This window comes from Ornithinibacillus bavariensis, assembly GCF_050433565.1.
Classification (GTDB): domain Bacteria; phylum Bacillota; class Bacilli; order Bacillales; family Amphibacillaceae; genus Ornithinibacillus; species Ornithinibacillus bavariensis.
The window spans coordinates 232584-254717 of sequence record NZ_JBNPWZ010000004.1; the positions used below are offsets into that span (position 1 = coordinate 232584).

The following is a 22134-nucleotide window of genomic DNA, read 5'->3' on the forward strand; positions in this document are numbered from 1 at the left end:
GACTCCCATGTTTATCCGATACATCGTACTAAGAAAGAGTTGGATTTTTCTTTTTGTAGCCTTGCTCGGTGTGACCAATATATTGATTATGCTTGATAAAGGAATCACGGTGGAGGCAAGTTCTATTCTATATTTAAATGCGTTATTTTTAATCACGTTTTGCTTATTTTTTTTATGGCGTTACAAGAAAGAAATGAAATTCACCACATCACTTGATTTATTAAGTAAAGACCTCCCTTTAGATTGGATAGAAAACCTGCCCGAACCTGAGAACAGATTGGATGAAATCACTTACGAATTTTTACGTGCTGTGGATTTACAATACAAACGTCAGGTTTCTAAATTTAATGAGGCAAGACTGATTGAAGATGATTATATGGCTTCGTGGATCCATGAAGTAAAAACCCCGCTCACAGCAATGAAACTAGTCCTGGACGCCCGCCGCAGTGACTCTGCCATTCGTCAAATTGAAGTAGAATGGCTAAAAATTCACTTATTGCTTGACCGGCAATTGTATATGACACGATTGCCTACATTGGAATCAGATTATCGGCTAGAGGAAGCTTCCTTACAACGACTTGCTACAGAAGAAGTGCAAGATTTGGCTTCTTGGTGTTTGGAGAAAAATCTTGCGGTCAACATTGAAGGTACTAATGTGACAGTTGTTACGGATGTGAAATGGTGCCGCTTCATCCTCCGTCAACTGTTGACTAACGCAATTAAGTATAGTCCAGTGGGTGGGACTATTGTGATTAAGACAAATGTGAGTGAAAGAGGCAACGTAACATTGGATCTTCAGGATGAGGGACCTGGCATACAGCCGCATGATCTGCCCCGTATTTTTGACAAGGGCTTTACGGGAGAAAATGGTCGAATACAAAACGCTGCAACTGGTCTTGGCTTATATCTTGCAAAAACGGTTGCCGATAAGCTGGGAATTACATTAAAAGCAAAATCCAGCAAAAGTGGGGGAACGGTAATGCAAATAACCTTTTCTGACCCCAATACATTTGAAACCATCCGAAGAAGCAATAACCTATAGTGTTCCATGAGCATTTGGTGAAATCCAAATAGTGAACAATATACTTTATTAGAACTAAAAGGAGGGCTAGAAATCACTTCGGTTTTTCAATTTTAATGCATGCTAATCGATTTATGCCCTGGATTCCTCTACTTTTTTGACCGTAATTAAATGAAATTAAGCTCTAAGGTAAGCAGTAATTTCCAAAAACTCTGTGAGAAACGATACAGTTCCTCACAACATTTATAATGAAACGAACATATGCAACAGTCAGGACTTTCTCCTGTCTGTTTTTTGTTGCCTATTGATTACGACTAACATGACAAAATTGTCATTTAAAGTGGCAATTTTATCATATGAAACTTACGACAAGAGGTATGAACTAGCGTAAAATGGGGTTATTGATGAACAAGGAGGTTTAATGATGAACGATTTAAATGTCAATGAAACAGTGTTGCTTGCACGGAATGTTCACAAAACATATGGCTCCAGAAGCAGTTCGCAACATGTGCTAAAGGGAATAGATTTGCATGTAACTCGTAAAGAATTCGTTGGGATTATGGGACCTTCTGGTTCGGGAAAGACGACTTTGCTTAATGTATTGGCTACTATCGACCGATGTACGGACGGTGCCATTTTAGTTGAAAATGTGGACATCTCTTCTTTGAAAGATTCCGCACTTTCTGCATTTCGTAGAAAGAATTTGGGCTTTATCTTTCAGGATTACAATCTTCTAGATACATTGACAATCAAGGAGAACATTCTTTTACCGATATCCCTTCATAAAATGAGCAAGCATCAAGCAGAAAAAGAGTTTACTGAGATTGCGGAAGTATTGGGTATTAAAGAATTAGCAGATAAATATCCACATGAAGTCTCTGGGGGACAAAAACAGCGGACTGCGGCAGGAAGGGCATTGATCCATTTACCTTCCATTGTATTTGCTGATGAGCCTACTGGAGCACTAGATTCTAAATCGGCTTCATCGTTGTTGGATACGATGGAGAAAATTAATCAACAGCGAAATGTCACAATTATCATGGTGACACATGACCCGGTCGCATCCAGCTACTGTAACCGTGTCGTGTTTTTGAAAGATGGAAGGCTTTATTCCGAACTCTACCGCGGTGATAAGTCAAGACATGCCTTTTTTAAGGAAATCTTAGATGTGCAGGCGGTATTGGGAGGGGATAATGTTGACAGTCGTTGATTTAGCTTTTCGTAGCATGCGTAAAAATATAAAACATTATTACTTATATTTTTTTGCTCTCATTTTTAGTACAAGCTTGTATTATATATTTTCATCACTTCAGCACGATCATGCAGTTCAGGAAATGGCAAGTGAGAGCGTGGATTTCTTCACCGCTTTTCAAGTGGCAGGTATTTTGCTTATTGTCATTGTCAGTATTTTTACGGTTTATGCTAATCGTATTTTTCTGAAGCGAAGAAGCCGTGAAATTGGGCTGTATCAGCTTATTGGTCTTTCTAAAGGTTGGGTTGCTCGATATCTGATTATCGAGAATACATTGCTAGGCTTGGGTGCCCTATTGATTGGAATTGTTTGTGGGGCTTTATTATCTAGACTGTTTCTTCTAATTTTAATGAAATTGCTTGGATTGGAGGGTGTCTTGGGAATAAGTATCAATGCGAAGGCCATTTTCATGACGGTGCTAGTATTTCTAATTATTATTGTTTTTACTTCTATACAAGTACTGTTGTCCATTTATCGAACAACGCTACTTGACTTGTTTCAAGCAGACAAGCAACAGGAGCATCCCAATAAACCTCGGCCTTTTTTAGCTACTGTCATGGCATTGCTTGGTATAAGCCTTATTGGATTCGGCTATCAATTATCAGGGCACATGTTGAATGACCAGTTATTCTTAAATATGCTGTTGGTTCTTTCAACGACAATAGCAGGTACTTACTTGGTCTTTCGAGTTACAATTAGCTGGGGCATTTATTGGTTCCGTAAACGAAAAAATGGTCTGCTTGGTCTGTACAACAGTCTGTCGCTTGCACCGCTAATGCACCGTATGCGGTCAAACGCCAGCTCACTTACCTTAATTACGGTGCTATCAGCAATGGCAATAACGCTAGTTTCCATTGCTTATTCACTGTACTATACAGTGGAACAAGACACACGTCTCCAAATGCCATATGATTTTTTAATTGAGAATAGGGAGCAGGAAGCGGAGGCTTTCCGATTGGAACTCGAACAGGAAGGAATTGATTTCCAACATGGACAGGTGGAAGCTTTACGAATAAAAGGCAGTATACATGGCTCTCAGACTGAAAATGATGGGGTAACCCGTGATTTGTTATGGCTTCCAGCGGAGCAGCTTATTCAAACAGGCAAAGTTTTAAAAGTGCCGTCTAACGGAGAAGTTATCTTTTACAATGCAAGAGCGAATATTGAAGCCTTTATGGATGTGAACACGGAAAGTTCTAATCAAGATATGTGGTTGGAGCTTCAGGGAAAACCGGATATTTACCCGATAAGTAGCATGATTTTGGAAAATATTATTAATTACAATGTTTATGGATTACAGCTCTTGGCTTCGGAAACTACGATAGATGAGATTAGAGAGCAAACAGAGTACTTTGAAGAAATCCGTTTTGACACCTTTTTGATTCCTAATAAACAGGAACGTGAGCAGGCTTCGTCTATTTACGAAAAGTATGTACCAAAAGACAGCTTCATGCCTGATTTTTATTCGGAATATCAAAACTCGCTTCAAAAGTTCGGTCTACTTATTTTTATATCAGCTTTTCTCGGTCTTGCCTTTCTCATTGCAACTGGCAGCATCTTATACTTCAAGCAAATGACAGAAGCGGAGCAAGAGAAACAAAGCTTCAAGACTCTTCGACAGCTCGGATTTGATGTAAACATGATTATGAAAGGTATTGCTCGTAAGCAAGCATTTGTTTTCTTTATCCCGCTGTTGATTGGATTACTGCATTCGTGGTTTGCTGTTAAGGCCGCTTCTATCCTAGTAATTTCTAGTATCACCGTACCGACAATAACCGCAATGGGAATGTACGCCTTGATTTATTTTATATTTGCTGTATTAACACTTCGTTACTACCGGAAGATAGTTAAAAGCCAGATGCTATAGTCAAAAAGGAGAGGATGCTTTATGAAAAAGGTACTATTAAGGGCTATTGTAGTCATCATTATTTTAACAGGAGTGTATTTCGTGTTTAAAGAGGATCTTGATCGCTTTAACCCTCTTTATGAGAAAGAATATGTTTACGTCGAAGTAAATGAACCTTCTAAACCGGATAACGGTCGGTTTAAATACAATTTGACAGGGTATACCGAGGATGGTCAAAAGAGAAAGGTAATGTTTACTTCCAGTACAGATTTGGAACAAGGTATTTATTTGAAGGTGCTGGCCAAAGGAAAGTATACGGAGAGCTGGGAATTTATAAATGAGGAAGATCTTCCGGTTGATGCAAAATGGTAAGTAAATACAGTCACAAAGGCTTACTTCGTCCTTAGTAATCGAAGTAGTGAGCCTTTCTGTATAAAGAAACCCTTATTTTTAGGGTTTCTTCGATTCTATGAAGTTTATAATAGGTTTCATAAAGGATGGAGTGTTTCGTTTTATAAGAAAATATAATATTTTAGTTTTATATAACTTTTATTGTATGATTGTCTCATGCCCAAATAGGCTTGAGATTTTTTAATGTTTTAACCTCTGGAAAAATAAGGGGATTATTCAAAGGGGTTATAGACAAATCTCCTATTCTGAACGCTTTTAACCCTTCATTATGATAAATCTACAAAAAAATAAATATCTAAAACTTTTCTTAACACCCCGTACGTCTATACTATGAAACTCCGTTAGCTAACGAGAAAAACAAGGAGATGTGTCATGTGTTTAATAGGCAGCCTAAACAAGAAAAAATCATTGCTGAGTATGTAATGCAAAACAAAGAAAGCTTTTATCGGCTTGCATACAGCTATGTTCAGAACCGTGATGATGCACTTGATATTGTACAAGATTCAATTCAGAAAGCAATTACAGCTGGTACTTTAAAGGATATTCAGGCTGTTAAAAGTTGGTTCTATCGAATTGTTGTCAATACTTCATTAGATTTTCTTCGTCGCAGAAAGAAAGTCACGGTTCTTGATGATACTACGATTCAATTACATTCCCCTAGTCATGAAGATCATTATCATGATATGGATTTAGAACAGGCGCTAAATAGCTTGCCGATTCAATATCGAAGTGTTGTTGTCCTTCGATACTTTGAAGATTTAAAGATTGAAGATGTAGCGGAAATATTAGAATTAAATATTAATACCGCTAAAACTCGATTATATAAAGCCTTAAAAATTCTAAGGGATCAGATGAATGACCTACACTTAGAGGAGGTAAGACATAATGGATAATAATAAAATGAAACAATTAAAAGAGAAATATGAAGATATTCCAATTCCTACAGAACTTGATGAAGTTGTTAAAAAAGCATTACAGAAAAGGAAATCTAAGAACTCTGGATTTAAATGGGTTGCTGGAGTTGCCGCTGCAGCGGTCATTTTTACATCAAGTATCAATATAAGTCCTGCATTTGCTAAATCGTTGGAGAGTATACCGGTAGTAGGTAGTATTGTTGATGTCCTTACATTTACAGAATTTACTGTTGACGAAGGAAATTATCAGGCTGATATAAAGGTTCCTGCAATTGATAAGCTGGAAAATAAGGAATTAGAGCAAACATTGAATGAAAAGTATTTGATGGAAAGTCAGGAACTATACACAAAATTCATGGATGAAATGAAAGGACAAAAAGCGTTTGGAGTGGATGGACATTTACGTGTTGATAGTGGATTCGTGGTTAAGACTGATACGGACCAACTACTCACTGTAGGTCGCTATGTTCAAGAAACAGCAGCATCATCCAAAACAACTATCAAGTACGATACAATTGATAAAGAAAATCAATTGTTAGTAACACTTCCAAGCCTCTTCAAGGATGATTCTTATATTGCTGTCATTAGTGAAAATATCATAAAACAGATGATGCAACAAATGAAGGAAGATGAGGCTAACACTTACTTCATTGCATCAGAGGAAGAATTTGGAGAAGGATTTACTAAAATTAATAAAGAGCAAAACTTCTATATTAATGCAGAACATAAATTGGTTGTTTCCTTTAATGATTATGAAGTGGCACCAGGTTATATGGGAACTGTGGAGTTTGTTATTCCAACAGATGAAATAAAAGATATACTAGTTAGTCATGCTTATATAAAGTAAATGGTAACTGGGGACAGGTTTCTTGTTCTAGTTCCTAACTTACACATTTTAACAAACCAAAGAAAAATGCCCGATTAAATTGCGAATCGGGCATTTTCTTATATGGTTCATAAAGTTTCATTACTTCTTAAAGATTCTACTAATTTCAGCACCTAGTCCATCAAATATAAAAGATTTCGCAGTCTCACCGTTCTTATAGGTAGAACTACTGCTAATATTATTTTCTTCAAAATGATAGATTGTTACCTCCATATTTTCTGGATTAACAATCCAGTATTCTTCCACCCCACAGGACATATACAAATCAAGCTTCTTAATAAGATCCTTACGTTGTGTGCTTTTCGAAAGCACCTCTACGACGAGTGATGGAACTCCTTTATAGTAATCATTTTCATTTAAATGTTCATCTAAGTCGCAAATAATCATGATATCTGGTTGGACAATATTTATGTTTTCGGTTGTTCTTCTTAGTTCGATATCATATGGAGCAACAAACGGTGTACATCCTTTACCTTGAAAATGGTTATAAAAGATTCCAAACAATTCTGTTATCGTTCGTTGATGAGCCGTTTTTGGAGAGGACAGCCAATAGATTTCTCCATCAATATATTCATATCTATCTTCTGTTTCCTGATTCAATTGCAGAAACTCTTCATAGGTTGCTTTTTTTCCTTCGGTTCCATATTCCAAAGCCCATTCAATAACCTGCTCTTTAGAAGTTTCTCCAGTAAAAGTCTCTTTTACTGCAGTAAGCTTAGCAATTTCTGTACCATTTCTAGTAATAATAATCTCTTCATGCGCAGCAAGCATTAAGTATTTCCCAAAGTTATTTTGTAATTCTGTTGAGTTAACAATCATGACCACACCTCCTAAATAGTTAATATAGCTAATTTAGCTAATCCGAATGAAGTTTCAGCCATCTTATCAAAGTGATGACGCTGTTGCAATCGTTCTTATGTACATACAAGAAACTATTTACATAGTTCTAAACAAATGAGATAATAAAGAAAATTTTGAGGAGGGAAAGTAAGTACCATGGAACCGACTAATTGCTAAGATAATTTATGGAAATAAATTAATACGATTTTGTAATGAGATTCAATAACCTTAATATTAGGTTTATTTGACATGCTCTTTATGGAATGTTGGCAATTAGAAGGCTTACTTACTTTACCTATATGAAAATAATGATGAATTGGGTTTTCTGACTTTTCGAAATACCCAGTTGTAGAAGGTTTTAGCAAAATTTACTTTTATGTTTGTTAGGATCATCTCTATTCAAATTATGTTCACCGTTTATAGGAGACTGTAAGAAGTAACTAACTTCTTACAGTCTTTTTTAATGGAATAATTGTATAAATCTTCTTTTTCCCAGTCCGTAAATAGTGTCATGAGAAAATGGATGAAGGAAGGAATTATGATGTTAGAGCTTAAAGTACATGGAATAAAAAAATATATGGATGCAACACTTGTCGTGAAAAATATTACCTTTGAAGCCTTTGAAGGGGAGAAGATTGGTATTGTTGGAGCCAATGGGAGTGGTAAGAGTACGATTTTGAAGGTTATTGCTGGTATCCTCCCAATGGAGTATTATCCCGGTTACCCGCAAACCACAAGCTACGGCTATGATGAGGGATTAATTCATATCCCAGGGGGAGCGACTAAGGCATATTTGGAACAATCACCACAGTACCCAAAAGGCTTGAAGGTAATTGATATTTTAAATATGGCCTTTGAGGAAGTTGATACAATCGAAGGACAAATGCGTGAGTTAGAGGAAAAAATGAAAAATCTAGAAGGTTCGGAGTTAGAAAAGGCCCTGAAAAAATATAGTGACTTTGTTCATTTATTCGAAGTTAAAGGTGGCTATGAACGAGAGGAGAAAATGAGCAAGGTTTGCACAGGGCTTAATTTTTCTGAAGCGTTTTTAGAAAAGGACTTCGATTTGCTAAGTGGTGGTGAAAAAACCACGGTGATTCTTGGAAAATTATTAATTCATCACCCAGATATTCTACTGCTAGATGAGCCGACTAACCATTTGGATATGGATTCTGTTGAATGGCTGGAGGGCTTCCTGAAGAGCTATAAAGGGATAGTCATTATTGTTTCACATGATAGGTATTTCCTCGATAATGTCGTAACCAAAATTGTTGAATTTGAGAATATGGAATCAACTTCTTATCATGGTAACTACTCTGCTTTTGTTAGTCAAAAAGAAGAAAATATGCGTATTCTGTATGAGCAATATAGGGAGCAACAGAAAAAGATAAACAATATGGAAAAGGCAATTCTTAGTTTAAGAGATTGGGCAATGAGAGCGGATAATAATAAGTTCTTTAGAAGAGCAGCGAGTATGCAAAAAAGGCTCGATAAAATGGAACGAATCAATAACCCAGTATCGGAAAAAAGAACGATGAAATTGCATTTTAAAGACACGGAGAGGTCTGGAAATGAAACAATAAAGGCTTTTAATCTATCTAAAAGCTTTGGCGATAGGCCGATTTTGAAAGATGCTAATTTAATGGTCTATTACGGTGAAAGGGTAGGGTTGATTGGTCCTAACGGCAGTGGAAAGACAACTTTTCTAAAAATGCTACTCGGGGAAGAACAGCCAGATAGTGGGCAACTGGAATTAGGTGCAAGCGTAAAGGCAGCATACCTACCTCAGAATATCAGATTTAATAATGAAGAACATACAGTACTTGAGTGCTTTAGAGAAAATATCTCCATTCTCGAGGGGAAAGCGAGGGAATACCTTGCAAAATTTATGTTCTATAAAGCAAGTGTCTTTAAAAAGATAAAACAGTTATCTGGTGGGGAACGAATTAGGTTGAGGCTTGCTATACTGTTATATCAGGATATTAACCTATTAATATTGGATGAGCCGACTAACCATCTGGATATTGATTCCATCGAAACGCTTGAAGCGGCATTAGAGGATTTTAAAGGTACCATTTTCTTTATCTCCCATGATAGATACTTCATCAACAGAATGGGAGAAAGAATAATAGTCATAGAGAATTATTCACTAAAAAGTTATCTAGGGAATTATGATGATTATCGGAGAGAGAAACAGAAATCAAGCATTGAGGAGGAAGAAGTCACAAAAAGGGAAAAGGTAAAGCAACAAAAAGTTACTCCTAAATACTCAAAAAAAGAAGATAATGAACCGGAGCTTTTAGCAAAGATTCATAGTCTAGAGGGTGAAATAAAAGAGGTAGACGAAGTGATGGCAGATGAACATATAGAATACGAGGAGCTTCATAGACTATATAATCGAAAGCAAGACTTAACGAATGAACTAGAATCACTTATGGAATTGTGGATGGGATTAGGGAATTAGATTTCCCTAATCCCTAACGTATCTCGATCAACTCCGTATGGTATGATTGTATAAAATTATCAATAAATTAAAATTATGAAAGAGGTGTTACGGTGCAATTAACCATTCAAGCTACAGGTGAAAATGTTGAAGTGATTTCCTATCTACTTGCTAAAAATCCCAATAATATATATGAAAGAAGTCAAAACGGTCACTTCATTCGGATGTTCTATAATAAATTTTCAGATGAAATAATGGAAGTAACCTTTTTTGTAACACCTGATCCAATTGAACTCTCTCGGAACAGGGCTAAAAACTACGATATCACTTCTTATATTAATGATAGAGAGTTTGTAGTTAGTAGTATTTTTTGTTCTTTACTACGGTCTGCATTAGGTACAGCACTTAATGGAAAACCAAAGGAATCGTACGCGTCCTGGGTTGAACACCCCTTTTTATTTGAGTTTAGTTTTGGTCCTCTTGCTACGGATTTACTAGATCATGAAATCATAGACATTTTTCAACCGCTAGGCTACGAAGTGAAAATAAGCTATGGAGAGACTGATTATCAGGTTAAATTAAAAGAAAGAAGCTCTGCTCGCTATATTTCATTAAAGGGATCAACAACATTACAAAATGGTTTAAGGCAGCTTTTTGTATTAATTCCGGTCCTGGATAATTATAAGCATTATTACATCGACGAAAAAGAAACCGAAAAAGTTGAACGATATGGGGAAGGGTGGTTACATACACATCCTTTAAGAGATTTCATTTTGCGTAGGGCACTTCGTTTTAAGGAACTGTATAGCGAGTTGGAAGAGAATAACAATAATCTGTTCAAAGAACAGCAAAAAGAATTACGCTTAAATGAGCTTCGATATAAAAAAATCATCGATTACATTAGTAGATCAAGAATGAAAGAAACAATTGTTGATTTTGGCTCAGGTGAAGGTAATCTAGCTTTACAGCTGGGGCTTATAAATGGTGTGCGGGAGATATTAGCTGTAGAACCATCCGAATCAGCCATGCTTAAAGCATTGAAGCGGTTCGATGCAATAAAGCAAAGCGATAATTTTATAGTGCCAACCCCAATTATAGGTTCTTTATTTTACTATGATGAAAGACTGAAATCCAAGGATATCATGATTTTATGCGAAGTTATTGAACATATTGATGAATTTCGTTTACCGAAAGTAATGCAAACAATTCTAAGTGAATATCAGCCAAAATTGCTCATCATCACAACGCCAAACAAGGAATATAACCAGGTGTATGAAATGGATGAAGCATATCGACATCCGGACCATCGATTTGAATGGACAAGACAGGAATTTTTCGAATGGTGTTATAGTCAAAAAACTAGTAATTATGAGGTAGCATTTGATGGTATAGGGGATGAACATGTTAAATATGGATTCCCAACTCAAATGTGCTTATTTATAAGAAAGGAGGGACAATAGTGAATGTTTTCTTGCCTTTTTCTGGAATTGTATTATTGATTGGTCCTTCTAATAGTGGAAAAACAACATTCCTGAAAAAAATGATAGATAGTGGGCAAATTCAACCTTCTGAGGTAGTAAGCTCGGATTACTTTCGAATATTAGTAAGTGACGTTGAATTTCTAGACTGGAACCATCGACCAAAGGATGAGGCAGATCGAATCTTTGAGGAGTACCAACAAATCTCTGCTGAAGCCTTTTCCCTTATGGATACACTCATTGAAAAAAGATGTAAGTTAAATAAATTAACATTTATCGATGCCACCCATTTATATACAGATGATAGAAAACGATATATTGCATTAGCTAGAAATCACCATGTACCAATCGTTTCCATTGTATTTGATTTGGACCTAAGCGTTTTATTAGAACGGGATGAGATGCGGGAAAAACCAAGAGGAAAACGCAGGGTGAAACAACAATATCAAGTGTTTAAGAGAGAAAGAAGCTTGATTAAAAAGGAAGGCTACTTAGCGACTTATTTTATCCAAAATTTGCAGGACATTAGATTAATTAGAAGGAACAAAAACCCTCTTGAACTGGATGCTAGTAATGGCATTGATGTTATTGGTGATATTCATGGTTGCTATAATGAATTGATTCAACTATTAAATAAGCTAGGCTATGAAAGAAATGCGGAGGACTTATACATTCATCCAGAAGGAAGAAAGTTTCTATCCCTTGGGGATATTATGAGTCGAGGACCAGAGTCACTAAAAACGATGCAATTTTTCTTACGTCATGTAAACGAAGGTCATGCTTATATGATTGATAGTAATCATGGATGGAAAATAGCGAGATGGTTAGATGGACGGAATGTCACCCTTAACCATGGTGATGAACTAGTTCAAGAAGAATTTGTGCAATATGAAAGGCACTATGGTGAGGAGCAAACGATAAAATTAAAGCATGCAATAAAACAATTATTATTTGAAGCGCCTTCCCATTATATCTTAGCAAAAAATTCCGTGCCAACTGTTGTATGTACACATGCAGGTATAAAAGACGAATTTGTTGGTAAACAATCCTATGAGGTTAGTGATTATTGCCGTTTTGGGGATTCGGAAGGATTAGATAACAATGGAAAGCCAGTGAGGAAGGACTGGACAGTTCATCATCATACAAGTGCATTAATCTTATGGGGGCATGATCCTAGACCAAAACCTATAATAAATAATAATACAATCAATATTGATCAAGGGGTTGTTTTCGGTGGAGAGCTGACCGCTTATAGGTACCCAGAAAAGGAATTTGTATCCGTAAAAGCAGTAATGGACTATTCTAAGGGGGATAATAATCCATTAAAAGAATGGGAGCAAAAAAGACTAGATCCTCCGAACATTGCAAAATTCTTAAATGGCTACACCGTATCAACTGAGCACCTAGGTGAGGTTCATATACCAAAAGAACATGTTATCCCTTCAATTGACACGGTTTCTCATTTTACTGTTCCAATAGAAGAGCTTATCTATATTCCGCCTACTATGAGTCCAACACCTAAGCCTTCTATCTTAGATAATTACTTGGAACACCCAAAGGAGGCAATAGCCTATTATCGGGATAAGGGAATACAGCGTATGGTAGCAGAGAAGAAGCATATGGGTAGTAGGGGAATTCTCCTGTTATTTAAGGATAAAAGTGCTGGTCAAAAGTATATCGGACATGAAACTTTAGGGGTTATCTATACAAGAACTGGTAGAAGATTCTTTGATATCGGGCTAGAAAAGGAAATATTACTTCGAATCAATGAAGGACTTCTATCTTATAATTATTTTACTAAATTTGATACAGATTATGTGCTGTTGGATGCAGAAATAATGCCGTGGAACTTAAAGGCAAAAGAACTTATTCGTAATCAATATGTACATGTCTCTGAAAATGCCATTTTGGACAGATCCATTATTACTAATAAACTTCAAGAAGCTGTAAAGATAAACGTAGAATTAAAGCAATGGCTTTCAGAGTATGATGCTAAACTTGAAAATGCACTAGAATTTAAAGAGATATTTCAAAAGTATTGCTGGAATATAGAAGGAATTAATCAGATTCAAATTGCTCCATTTCATGTGTTAGCTCATAGAGACAAGACATTTTTCGATAAGCCCCATACCTGGCATATGGAGATGAACCGGGAATTCGCAAAGATGGTGGATGTTTTTGTTGAAACCGAGTATATGGTAATTGATGATTTGGAGAGTGAGGAAGAAGTCATAAAATGGTGGGAGTCCATGACAGCTGATGGTCATGAAGGAATAGTTATTAAGCCAGAATTTTTCATTGCAAAATCGAACGGGAAGCTAATTCAGCCGGCAATAAAGGTTCGGGGACGGAGATATCTACATATCATTTATGGTATGGATTATTTATTGCCCAAAAACCTTGAAAGATTAAAGAAAAGAAACGTTGATAAGAAACAAAAGCTGGCATTAAAAGAATTTTCATTGGGCATTGAGGGGATAAAGCGTTTTGTTCATGGGGAATCGATTGAGAGAATCCATGAATGTGTGCTTGGGACGTTAGCGTTGGAATCGGACCCTGTTGATCCTAGATTATAAAAAAGATAAAACTGAACTTAAAAAACAGGGGGGAAGAATTCAATTGAAGACAAGCACAGAGAGCAAACAAACTATCATTGCTGCATTAGGTAATATAGTAGAAAATTTAGTATCAAAAAATAGATTTTCAGGTGCAGTATTATTCGGAGATCGGGAGAAAATTTTATATAAACAGGCATGCGGATTTGCAAATAAAGAAAAGGGAAATTTAAATTCAATTGATACAAGATTTAACTTAGCTTCGATGAATAAAATGTTTACAAGCATGGCAATAGCAATCTTGGTTGAACAAGGAAAGATTTCATTCGATGATTTAGTGACGCGATATATTCCCGAATTTCCTCATCAGAATATAACCATACATCAATTGTTATCTCATTCTTCTGGACTAGGAGATTTCTTTAATGAGAAATATTTAAAAAAGAGAGAGTACTTGAAAAGTGTAGCGGATTATTTAAACCTATTTATTGAAGATAGACTCTTATTTGAACCTGGTACCCGCTTCCAATATAGCAATGGAGGGTATATCATCCTTGGGATAATTATTGAAAAAGCTTCCAATATAAGCTATTTTGAATTTGTCCAAAGGCACATATTCTCCCCATTGGGGATGAAGAACACGGACAACTATGAGATAGATACAGAAGATAGCAGTTTGGCTATTGGATACACTAATTTTCAGTTTGATGGCTCTTTCCAGGAGAAAAAGACAGATAATTCATCGATGTGTACAAAAGGTTCTCCAGCGGGTGGAGGCTACGCCACGGTAGAAGATTTATGGTGTTTCTCCAAAGCTTTACTTGGTAATGTGTTAGTTAGTAAGGAAATGACAGATAAGCTTTTTACAGAACAAGAAGCGATATATTCGGATGAAAATTCTACATTAGGCTATGGGTATGGTTTCTTTGTTGAAAGTATAAGTGGATGTAAAATTATTGGTCATGATGGGGGATTTCCTGGGGTAAGTAATCGCCTTGATATTTATCCTGATAAAGAATTTATTTTTGTCGCTCTTGCTAATGATGATGGCGGTGGGGCAGCTTTAACTAGGGAAGTACGTAATTTGATTGCGGGAGCTGGATAATAAAAAATGGCCCTCTGTTCGTACAGAGGACCGTTTTTTTCTATTCTTTTTCAATTGGATGAGTAGCATCATGCATTAGCACATCGAGTTCATCGGTATAAGTCTTGGTTTGATCATTTGTCCAATTAAATACTTTTGCCATATATGCAATAACGGAATCCTTATGATTACGTACCCAGTTTATATCAAAAAATAATGCTCCAGTACGACGAATGAAGAAGTCAATTGGTTTGTACGCTAGCTCATAATCAATAGCGTAACGTAGCATAGCGTAGACGATAGGATCAAGATTTTCTGCTTGTGCTTGTTCTTTTTCATCCTTATAAATATGAAATACTGTATCGACGTTAGAGCCATAACGTTTGATTAATAGTCTAGCTTCATCTTCTGTTAATCCTAGCTCGATACCATCTCTAACCTTTTGGTTCATAAATAGTTTGAATCCTTCTGAACCGCCTACATCCCCACCTGAAATTGGTAGATGCATTGTTTGCGTACCTGGGAAGTTTCTTCCTGTTTCTGTATGAAGTTGTTTTGCAACAAGATCGACAATGCTTTCTGCCATTTTTCGATAGCCTGTAAGCTTACCACCTGCAATTGAAATAAATCCAGAGTCAGAAACAAAGATTTCATCCTTACGAGAAATTTCAGAAGGAGATTTTCCTTCTTCTAAAATTAATGGTCTTAACCCAGTCCAGCTTGATTCTACATCTTCTGGTTTAATTTTTACATCTGGGAACATGAAATCAATTGCTTTTAACACGTAATCCCGATCAGCAATCGTCATTTTTGGATGGGCGATGTCGCCTTTATATACGGTGTCTGTTGTACCAACATAAGTTTTTCCATCCCTAGGAATTGCGAATACCATACGGCCATCTGGTGTATCAAAGTAGATTGCTTGTTTTAATGGGAATCGTTTTTCATCGAAAACAAGATGAATACCTTTAGTTAATTGTAAGGTTTTGCCTTTCTTTGAACCGTCCTTTTCACGCAATGTATCCACCCATGGACCAGCAGCATTTACAATTTTTTTAGCATAAAACTCGTTCATTGTGCCATTTGTTAAATCTTCTGCATGGACACCAACAACTTTTCCATTCTTATAAATTAAATCAGTTACTTTCATATAATTTAGGGCTAATGCCCCTTTTTCTACTGCTTTTTTCATGACTTCGAGTGTTAAGCGTGCATCATCTGTCTTATATTCAACATAATAGCCTGCACCTTTCATACCCTGTCTTTTTAAGAGTGGTTCTCTTTTCATTGCTTCTTCTGGCTTAAACATTGTTCTACGCTCTGATTTCTTCACACCAGCAAGAAAATCATAAACCATTAAGCCGATATTTGTTGTAAACGGGCCAAAGGTTCCACCTTTATAGAATGGTAGCATCATCCATTCTGGAGTTGTAACATGGGGACCATTTTCATAAACAATAGCTCTTTCTTTTCCTACTTCAGAAACAACTTTGATTTCAAATTGTTTTAAATATCGAAGCCCCCCGTGAACTAATTTTGTAGAACGGCTAGAGGTACCAGCTGCAAAGTCTTGCATTTCTACAACTGCAACCTTCATCCCTCTTGTGATAGCATCTAAGGCAATACCTGCTCCTGTAATACCGCCACCGATAACAAGAAGATCCAATTCTTCCCCCTTGATATTTTGTTTAATTTCTTCCCTTTGCAAATTTGAAAATTGCATTTTCTTCGTTCCCTTCCTAAAAAATGGTATGAAAAATGTTTGATAATAGATTGTTTTTCTTTATTAATCACATCATCCCCATCAGAAAAACAAAAAGAGACCACAAATTAACCCTATTCCTTCATAGAGTTACAGTAATCTCCAAAATTCTCCATCTACATATTAACTTAAGTTTATTATATCACGTTTTTCTTTATAGATAAATAGATGTAATGATATTATTTTATGAGAGCAAGTTCTTTTGAATAAAATGCCTATTACTTATATACTCTAGTTGCTGCTACAGCTTTTTTCCAACCATCGTATAAATCATTCCGTTTTGCTTCATCTAGCTGGGCAATAAAAGTTCGTTCGTTTTGCCATTGCTTTGCAATTTCTTCTTTATCCTTCCAGTATCCGACAGCTAAACCAGCAAGGTATGCAGCTCCGAGAGCAGTAGTCTCGTTAACCACAGGTCGATCAACCGGAACACCTAACATATCACTTTGGAATTGCATAAGGAAGTTATTTTTAACGGCACCACCATCGACTCGTAAAGATTTTAATTCAATGCCAGAATCAGTAACCATCGCTTCTAGTACATCTTTTGCTTGATAGGCTAATGATTCAAGGGTTGCCCGAATAAAGTGCTCGTTTGTTGTTCCTCGTGTAAGACCAAATACAGCCCCTCGAGCATCACTATCCCAATATGGAGTTCCAAGTCCGACAAAGGCTGGAACAACATAAACTCCCTCGGTGGAATCAATTTTTGATGCAAAGTCTTCGCTTTCTTTGGCATCATTGATGAGACGTAATCCGTCACGCAGCCATTGGATTGCTGATCCAGCTACAAAAATACTACCTTCCAAAGCGTATTCTACTTTTCCATCTACGCCCCATGCTAACGTTGTTAGTAAGCCGTTCTTCGACTTTACACCTTCTAAACCGGTATTCATTAGCATAAAACAACCAGTTCCATAGGTGTTTTTAGCCATTCCTTTTTCAAAGCAAGCTTGACCGAAGAGGGCAGCTTGTTGATCACCAGCAATTCCTGCAATTGGTACCTCAGCTCCAAAAAAGTGGTAATCAACCGTATAGGCATAAATCTCTGAAGAAGGACGCACTTCTGGCAGCATGCTTTTTGGAATAGTTAAGATCTCAAGCAACTCATCATCCCATTTTAAATCATAAATGTTGTACATCAATGTTCTAGAAGCATTTGAATAATCTGTTACGTGCTTCCTTCCACCAGATAACTTATAGACTAACCAGCTATCAATAGTTCCAAATAGTAAATCACCTTTTTCAGCTTTTTCTCTTGCACCATCTACATGATCGAGAATCCATTTCACTTTTGTTCCTGAAAAATAAGGATCGAGCAGTAAACCCGTTTTTTCACGAAAAAGATCATGGTAGCCTTCATCCCGTAAATCCTTACAAATTGTTTCTGTTTGTCGTGATTGCCATACAATTGCTTTGTAAATGGGTTTGCCTGTATGTTTGTCCCAAACAACCGCTGTTTCACGTTGATTTGTTATACCGATACCAGAAATTTGGTTTGGTGTTATACAAGATTTGCTAAGCACCTCAGCAATACAAGACAGAATAGACGTCCAAATCTCATTTGCATCGTGTTCTACCCAGCCAGGCTTTGGGAAAAATTGTTCGAATTCCTTTTGGGCGGTTTCGACGATATCACCTTTATGATTAAATAGTATTGCTCGAGAACTTGTAGTTCCTTGATCTAGAGATAAAATATATTTTTCCATTGTTTCTCCCTTCTAACTGACTAGGTATGGAGCTTTGAATTGAAAAAAGAGCTAAGGATCTGCGTCCCTCGCTCTATTCATTTGTTAATAAATATTTTTCATGCGCTCGATAAGCCAAGGTAATTCATGTTATTAGGAACATTGGTGCTAGTCTAATTACCGGAATTGAAAATTGCTTGTTCTGGATATCCTACTGTTCCAGTAGTAAATAATAATCCATATGGATACACCAAGTAAAGTATTTAACAACCAAAATAATGCAGAATGGAGAAAATCTATTCTTTGAATGCCTCATGTTCTTCAAAGTAGTATTGATATTTACCGAATTGCCACTGTATCATCAACGGTATGCCAATTTCTGCTTTAATTGCCAATAAATAAAGGGATTGATAATTAGGCGTCAAAGCGCTTTGTTGCTGCAATCTGGTTATCCTAGTGGAGGTTCTACTTTTTTCAATTTTGGTATAATTCAACAATGGAAATCCAAAGCAACATAGGTAGATTTTAGCTTACCAAAGTTTTTCATTAGAGGTTGTGACAGCGATTGCTCCACCGTTTAATGCATTTTGTATATCTTCTTCCGTTCGAATGAGCCCACCTGCAATTAGAGGTATGCCAGTTTCGTCATTGATTTCCTTTAGTATTCCAGGTACTACTCCAGGTAATACTTCTATGTAGTCAGGTTGAATATTATTAATTAGCCTTAAGTTATGTTCTAGTGCATGGCTATCCAGTGCAAATAGTCGCTGTATTACCGTTATTTTATATTTTTTTGCAATGGAGATGACATTCGTTCTAGTAGATATAATACCATCTACTTTAACATCGTTAATAATATACTCTAGACCATACTCATCAACCTTTATTCCTTGAATAAGATCAACATGCATAATGATTTTCTTACCCATTTTTCTAGTGTAGTTTGCAATGTTTTTTAATTGGGATAGCCTTGTCTCAAGATATATAATATTTTCATGAGGGCTTTTTAAGACTTTTTCAAACTCCTTCATGCTACGTACAGCGGGTAACACACCTTCTAGTTTAAGCATATAAAATCACCTGTTTCTATTCATTGTTGTCATGGAGTAAAATCCATTATATCGGATTGGTCGTTGTAAAAAAAGAAATAGACTTTACCATAACGGAAGTCTATTTCATGACAATGGAAGGCAAATCAGTTACATTTCTACTTTCATTTTGCCTGATAAAACATCCATAAATTCCTCGCCACTTATCGTTTCTTTTTCTAATAAGTACTTTGTTAGTTCATGTAACTTTTCTTTATTATTCTCCAAAATTTCTATAGCTTTTTGATGACAGGTTTTAATAATTTTCAGTACTTCATTATCAATTCTAGAAGCGGTTTCTGCTGATACACTTAGTGTAGTATCACCACCAAGATAGGCATTATTTACCGTTTCTAATGCCATCATATCAAATTCCTCACTCATTCCATATCTTGTTACCATTGCCCGTGCTAGCTTGGTAGCTTGTTCAATATCATTGGAAGCACCAGATGTGATACGGTTAAAAATAACCTCTTCTGCAGCACGACCACCCATTAATGTTGTGATTTTGTCTAGTGCTTGTTCTTTTGACATTAAAACCATTTCTTGCTCATCAATTTGCATCGTATAGCCAAGTGCTCCTGAAGTTCTCGGGATAATGGTAATTTTATGAACAGGAGCGGAATTGGTTTGTTTTGCAGCGACTAAAGCATGACCAATTTCGTGATACGAGATGGTTAATTTATCATTCATACTTATGACTGCATTTTTACGCTGGTATCCAGCAATAACGACTTCAACAGACTCTTCGAGGTCAACCTGTGCTACTTTACTACGACCAAACTTTACGGCTCTTAATGCCGCCTCGTTCACAATGTTTGCTAAATCTGCACCAGATGCACCTGGTGTTGCTCTAGCAATCACATTAAAGTTAATGTTATCCTCCATTTGAACGTGTTCTGCATGAACCTTTAGGATAGCTTCACGTCCTCGTAGGTCAGGTAATTCTACTGGTACTCTTCGGTCAAAACGTCCAGGTCGTAATAGTGCTTTATCAAGTGATTCCGGTCTATTGCTTGCACCGAGGATGACAACTCCTTTGTCTGCATCAAAACCATCCATTTCGGTTAAAAGCTGGTTTAATGTCTGCTCTCTTTCATCATTCCCGCCAGGCATCCCAGAATTACGACTCTTACCAATAGCATCTATTTCATCGATAAAAACAATACATGGCGCTTTCTCCTGTGCTTGCTTGAATAAATCTCTAACCCTTGCAGCTCCCATACCAACAAACATTTCTACGAATTCAGAGCCAGAAATAGAGAAGAAAGGAACCTTTGACTCACCAGCAACAGCTTTTGCAAGCAGGGTTTTACCTGTACCAGGCGGTCCAACTAAGAGTGCCCCCTTAGGTATATTAGCACCAATTTTTCTGTACTTTTCCGGATTGTGTAAAAAGTCAACGATTTCCTGTAATGCTTCCTTTGCTTCATCCTGGCCAGCTACATCCTTAAAGGTTATACCGGTTTGTGCTTCCACATATACCTTTGCATTACTTTTTCCAAAGGATAAGGCGTTCCCACCCCCCATTTTTGTTTGAAGTCTTTTCATAAACCATTGCCCAATTGCAATAAAGATAATTAGTGGTAGTATCCAGGATAGTAAGAAGGATACGAGCGGTGACATATGTCTTGGAACAATCCTTGTAAATTTTACATTCGCATCATGTAACCGATCCACGAGCTTGGGATCATCCACAAGCCCAGTTTTATATGCGGAGACCTTATTTTCTTTCACAGGCTTAAACATTATATAATTTTCTTGAATTTCTACTTCTGAAACTTTTCCTGCTTCTACCATATCTAGAAATGTGCCATAATCAACCTCCTTCACGGAAAGGTTTAATAGTGACGGGAAGATAAAGGCATTTAACAAAATAATGACTAGTAAGATGATGCCGTAGAAATAAATTAACGGCTTCTTTGGTGGTTTAACTTCTTTCATAAACTATCCTCCATATTGTATGTATACGTATAATAATCTTTAGTTTTCCCTGACGTTAGTCGATTATTCTTTTACGTAAAGTAAAAAGATGCTACCTAATTAAATAGGTAGCACCGATTATTGTTTTTTATTTCGTAATAACAGCTTCTTCCATTTTTTTATTCTTCCAATAGGCAATTGTTAAGAGTAGTACTGTAACAATAATTGCAAAAATATAGTTAATTAGCCCCTCTTTAATATTAAGCCAGTCCATGATTTTTTCATCGCCTATAATCATTTCTCCGGCTGTCCAAGCTAGAATTCCAGATCCAATATAAGCGATCCATGGATAGTTTTCCATTACTTTAACAATTAATTTAGAACCGAAAACCATGATTGGAATACTTATTAACACACCAAGCGCTAGGATGAAAAGATTACCACCTGATGCACCCGCAACAGCAACTACATTGTCTAAGCTCATGACGGCATCTGCGGCAATAATTGTTCCAACAGCTCCTACAATCGAATCCTTGGCTGCGACAGAATTGCCTTCACCATCATGATTAACAAGCACCTTGTAGGCAATAAATAATAGTAGAAGACCTCCAAAGAAATGGACAAGTGGTATTTTTAATAGCATAGCAATGACAACGGCAAATAGAATCCGTAAGACAATAGCAAAGCCTGTCCCTAAATAAATTGCTTTATTTCTATTTTTTTCAGGTAATTTTCTTGTTGCCATCGCAATGACAACAGCATTATCACCGGATAGTATTAGGTCGATTGCAACAACCTTTAGTAACGTAAGAATGGTATCAGCACTAAAAAAATCCAATTTTATTCCTTCTTTTTTGTATGACTTTGTTGAATGACAGTAAATAGTATACCCATTTTAAAAATCACTTGCCAAGTCTTTCATCTGAAAATCATCATTTTATTA

General features: G+C 36.5%; 17 protein-coding genes. 10 read left to right on the forward strand and 7 right to left on the reverse strand.

Features of this window, described 5'->3' with window-relative positions:
* Nucleotides 1-7: 7 nt before the first annotated feature.
* The 6 genes from HNR27_RS09930 (at nucleotide 8) to rsiV (ending at nucleotide 6291) form a co-directional block, all read left to right on the forward strand.
* A complete protein-coding gene (locus HNR27_RS09930) occupies nucleotides 8-1042 on the forward strand; it encodes a sensor histidine kinase (protein WP_212921425.1) in 1035 nt (344 codons plus the stop codon).
* Nucleotides 1043-1442: 400 nt separating this feature from the next.
* Nucleotides 1443-2231, forward strand: coding sequence for an ABC transporter ATP-binding protein (locus HNR27_RS09935; protein ID WP_373306345.1), 789 nt, complete (start codon nucleotides 1443-1445; stop codon nucleotides 2229-2231).
* The gene (locus HNR27_RS09940) at nucleotides 2215-4140 is read left to right on the forward strand and encodes an ABC transporter permease (RefSeq protein WP_244853597.1); all 1926 of its coding nucleotides are present in this window, start codon (nucleotides 2215-2217) and stop codon (nucleotides 4138-4140) included. The genes HNR27_RS09935 and HNR27_RS09940 overlap by 17 nt, the downstream gene beginning before the upstream one ends.
* A 21-nt stretch (nucleotides 4141-4161) precedes the next feature.
* Nucleotides 4162-4491 (forward strand): YxeA family protein, encoded by a 330-nt coding sequence (locus HNR27_RS09945; RefSeq protein WP_212921424.1) that lies wholly within the window; start codon nucleotides 4162-4164, stop codon nucleotides 4489-4491.
* Between the two features lie 413 nt (nucleotides 4492-4904).
* Nucleotides 4905-5423: an RNA polymerase sigma factor SigV gene (gene sigV, locus HNR27_RS09950; protein WP_488168370.1), complete on the forward strand. Its 519-nt coding sequence runs from the start codon at nucleotides 4905-4907 to the stop codon at nucleotides 5421-5423.
* Nucleotides 5416-6291 (forward strand): anti-sigma-V factor RsiV, encoded by an 876-nt coding sequence (gene rsiV / locus HNR27_RS09955; protein ID WP_429339632.1) that lies wholly within the window; start codon nucleotides 5416-5418, stop codon nucleotides 6289-6291. Before sigV ends, rsiV begins: the two co-directional genes overlap by 8 nt.
* Nucleotides 6292-6411: 120 nt before the next feature.
* Here the strand turns inward: rsiV and HNR27_RS09960 are convergent, their stop codons facing one another.
* Entirely contained in the window at nucleotides 6412-7149 is a 738-nt protein-coding gene (locus HNR27_RS09960) for a type II toxin-antitoxin system prevent-host-death family antitoxin (RefSeq protein ID WP_429339633.1), read from the reverse strand.
* 544 nt (nucleotides 7150-7693) lie between these two features.
* On the opposite strand from HNR27_RS09960, the gene abc-f reads away from it, so the two are divergent.
* The 4 genes from abc-f (at nucleotide 7694) to HNR27_RS09980 (ending at nucleotide 14751) form a co-directional block, all read left to right on the forward strand.
* Nucleotides 7694-9634 carry a ribosomal protection-like ABC-F family protein gene (gene abc-f, locus HNR27_RS09965; RefSeq protein WP_429339634.1) on the forward strand — a complete coding sequence of 647 codons (1941 nt, stop codon included), beginning with the start codon at nucleotides 7694-7696 and terminating at the stop codon, nucleotides 9632-9634.
* Nucleotides 9635-9726: 92 nt separating this feature from the next.
* Nucleotides 9727-11073 (forward strand): methyltransferase domain-containing protein, encoded by a 1347-nt coding sequence (locus tag HNR27_RS09970; protein ID WP_212921420.1) that lies wholly within the window; start codon nucleotides 9727-9729, stop codon nucleotides 11071-11073.
* Nucleotides 11073-13667: a polynucleotide kinase-phosphatase gene (locus HNR27_RS09975; RefSeq protein ID WP_212921419.1), complete on the forward strand. Its 2595-nt coding sequence runs from the start codon at nucleotides 11073-11075 to the stop codon at nucleotides 13665-13667. Before HNR27_RS09970 ends, HNR27_RS09975 begins: the two co-directional genes overlap by 1 nt.
* A gap of 43 nt (nucleotides 13668-13710) precedes the next feature.
* Nucleotides 13711-14751 (forward strand): serine hydrolase domain-containing protein, encoded by a 1041-nt coding sequence (locus HNR27_RS09980; RefSeq protein ID WP_212921418.1) that lies wholly within the window; start codon nucleotides 13711-13713, stop codon nucleotides 14749-14751.
* Nucleotides 14752-14791: 40 nt separating this feature from the next.
* On the opposite strand, the gene HNR27_RS09985 is transcribed toward HNR27_RS09980, so the two are convergent.
* From HNR27_RS09985 to HNR27_RS10010, 6 genes are all read right to left on the reverse strand, one after another.
* Nucleotides 14792-16453, reverse strand: a complete 1662-nt coding sequence (locus HNR27_RS09985) for a glycerol-3-phosphate dehydrogenase/oxidase (RefSeq protein WP_212921417.1) — start codon at nucleotides 16451-16453, stop codon at nucleotides 14792-14794.
* 257 nt (nucleotides 16454-16710) lie between these two features.
* Entirely contained in the window at nucleotides 16711-18201 is a 1491-nt protein-coding gene (gene glpK / locus HNR27_RS09990) for a glycerol kinase GlpK (protein WP_212921416.1), read from the reverse strand.
* Between the two features lie 275 nt (nucleotides 18202-18476).
* Entirely contained in the window at nucleotides 18477-18623 is a 147-nt protein-coding gene (locus tag HNR27_RS09995) for a hypothetical protein (protein WP_212921415.1), read from the reverse strand.
* Between the two features lie 87 nt (nucleotides 18624-18710).
* Complete coding sequence (locus HNR27_RS10000; protein WP_212921414.1) at nucleotides 18711-19250, reverse strand: glycerol-3-phosphate responsive antiterminator; 540 nt, start codon at nucleotides 19248-19250, stop codon at nucleotides 18711-18713.
* A gap of 129 nt (nucleotides 19251-19379) precedes the next feature.
* Nucleotides 19380-21212 (reverse strand): ATP-dependent zinc metalloprotease FtsH, encoded by a 1833-nt coding sequence (gene ftsH / locus HNR27_RS10005; protein ID WP_212921413.1) that lies wholly within the window; start codon nucleotides 21210-21212, stop codon nucleotides 19380-19382.
* Nucleotides 21213-21339: 127 nt separating this feature from the next.
* Entirely contained in the window at nucleotides 21340-22029 is a 690-nt protein-coding gene (locus tag HNR27_RS10010) for a TerC family protein (protein WP_212921412.1), read from the reverse strand.
* Between the last annotated feature and the right edge of the window lie 105 nt (nucleotides 22030-22134).

What these genes read in the sequence shown, in the direction of transcription:
- abc-f (WP_429339634.1), top strand. Translation starts at nt 7,694, where the DNA reads ATGAAGGAAGGAATTATGATGTTAGAGCTTAAAGTACATGGAATAAAA.
- HNR27_RS10000 (WP_212921414.1), bottom strand. Translation starts at nt 19,250, where the DNA reads ATGCTTAAACTAGAAGGTGTGTTACCCGCTGTACGTAGCATGAAGGAG.
- HNR27_RS09985 (WP_212921417.1), bottom strand. Translation starts at nt 16,453, where the DNA reads ATGCAATTTTCAAATTTGCAAAGGGAAGAAATTAAACAAAATATCAAG.
- ftsH (WP_212921413.1), bottom strand. Translation starts at nt 21,212, where the DNA reads ATGAAAGAAGTTAAACCACCAAAGAAGCCGTTAATTTATTTCTACGGC.
- HNR27_RS09960 (WP_429339633.1), bottom strand. Translation starts at nt 7,149, where the DNA reads ATGATTGTTAACTCAACAGAATTACAAAATAACTTTGGGAAATACTTA.
- HNR27_RS09940 (WP_244853597.1), top strand. Translation starts at nt 2,215, where the DNA reads ATGTTGACAGTCGTTGATTTAGCTTTTCGTAGCATGCGTAAAAATATA.
- HNR27_RS09930 (WP_212921425.1), top strand. Translation starts at nt 8, where the DNA reads ATGTTTATCCGATACATCGTACTAAGAAAGAGTTGGATTTTTCTTTTT.
- glpK (WP_212921416.1), bottom strand. Translation starts at nt 18,201, where the DNA reads ATGGAAAAATATATTTTATCTCTAGATCAAGGAACTACAAGTTCTCGA.
- rsiV (WP_429339632.1), top strand. Translation starts at nt 5,416, where the DNA reads ATGGATAATAATAAAATGAAACAATTAAAAGAGAAATATGAAGATATT.
- HNR27_RS09945 (WP_212921424.1), top strand. Translation starts at nt 4,162, where the DNA reads ATGAAAAAGGTACTATTAAGGGCTATTGTAGTCATCATTATTTTAACA.
- HNR27_RS09935 (WP_373306345.1), top strand. Translation starts at nt 1,443, where the DNA reads ATGATGAACGATTTAAATGTCAATGAAACAGTGTTGCTTGCACGGAAT.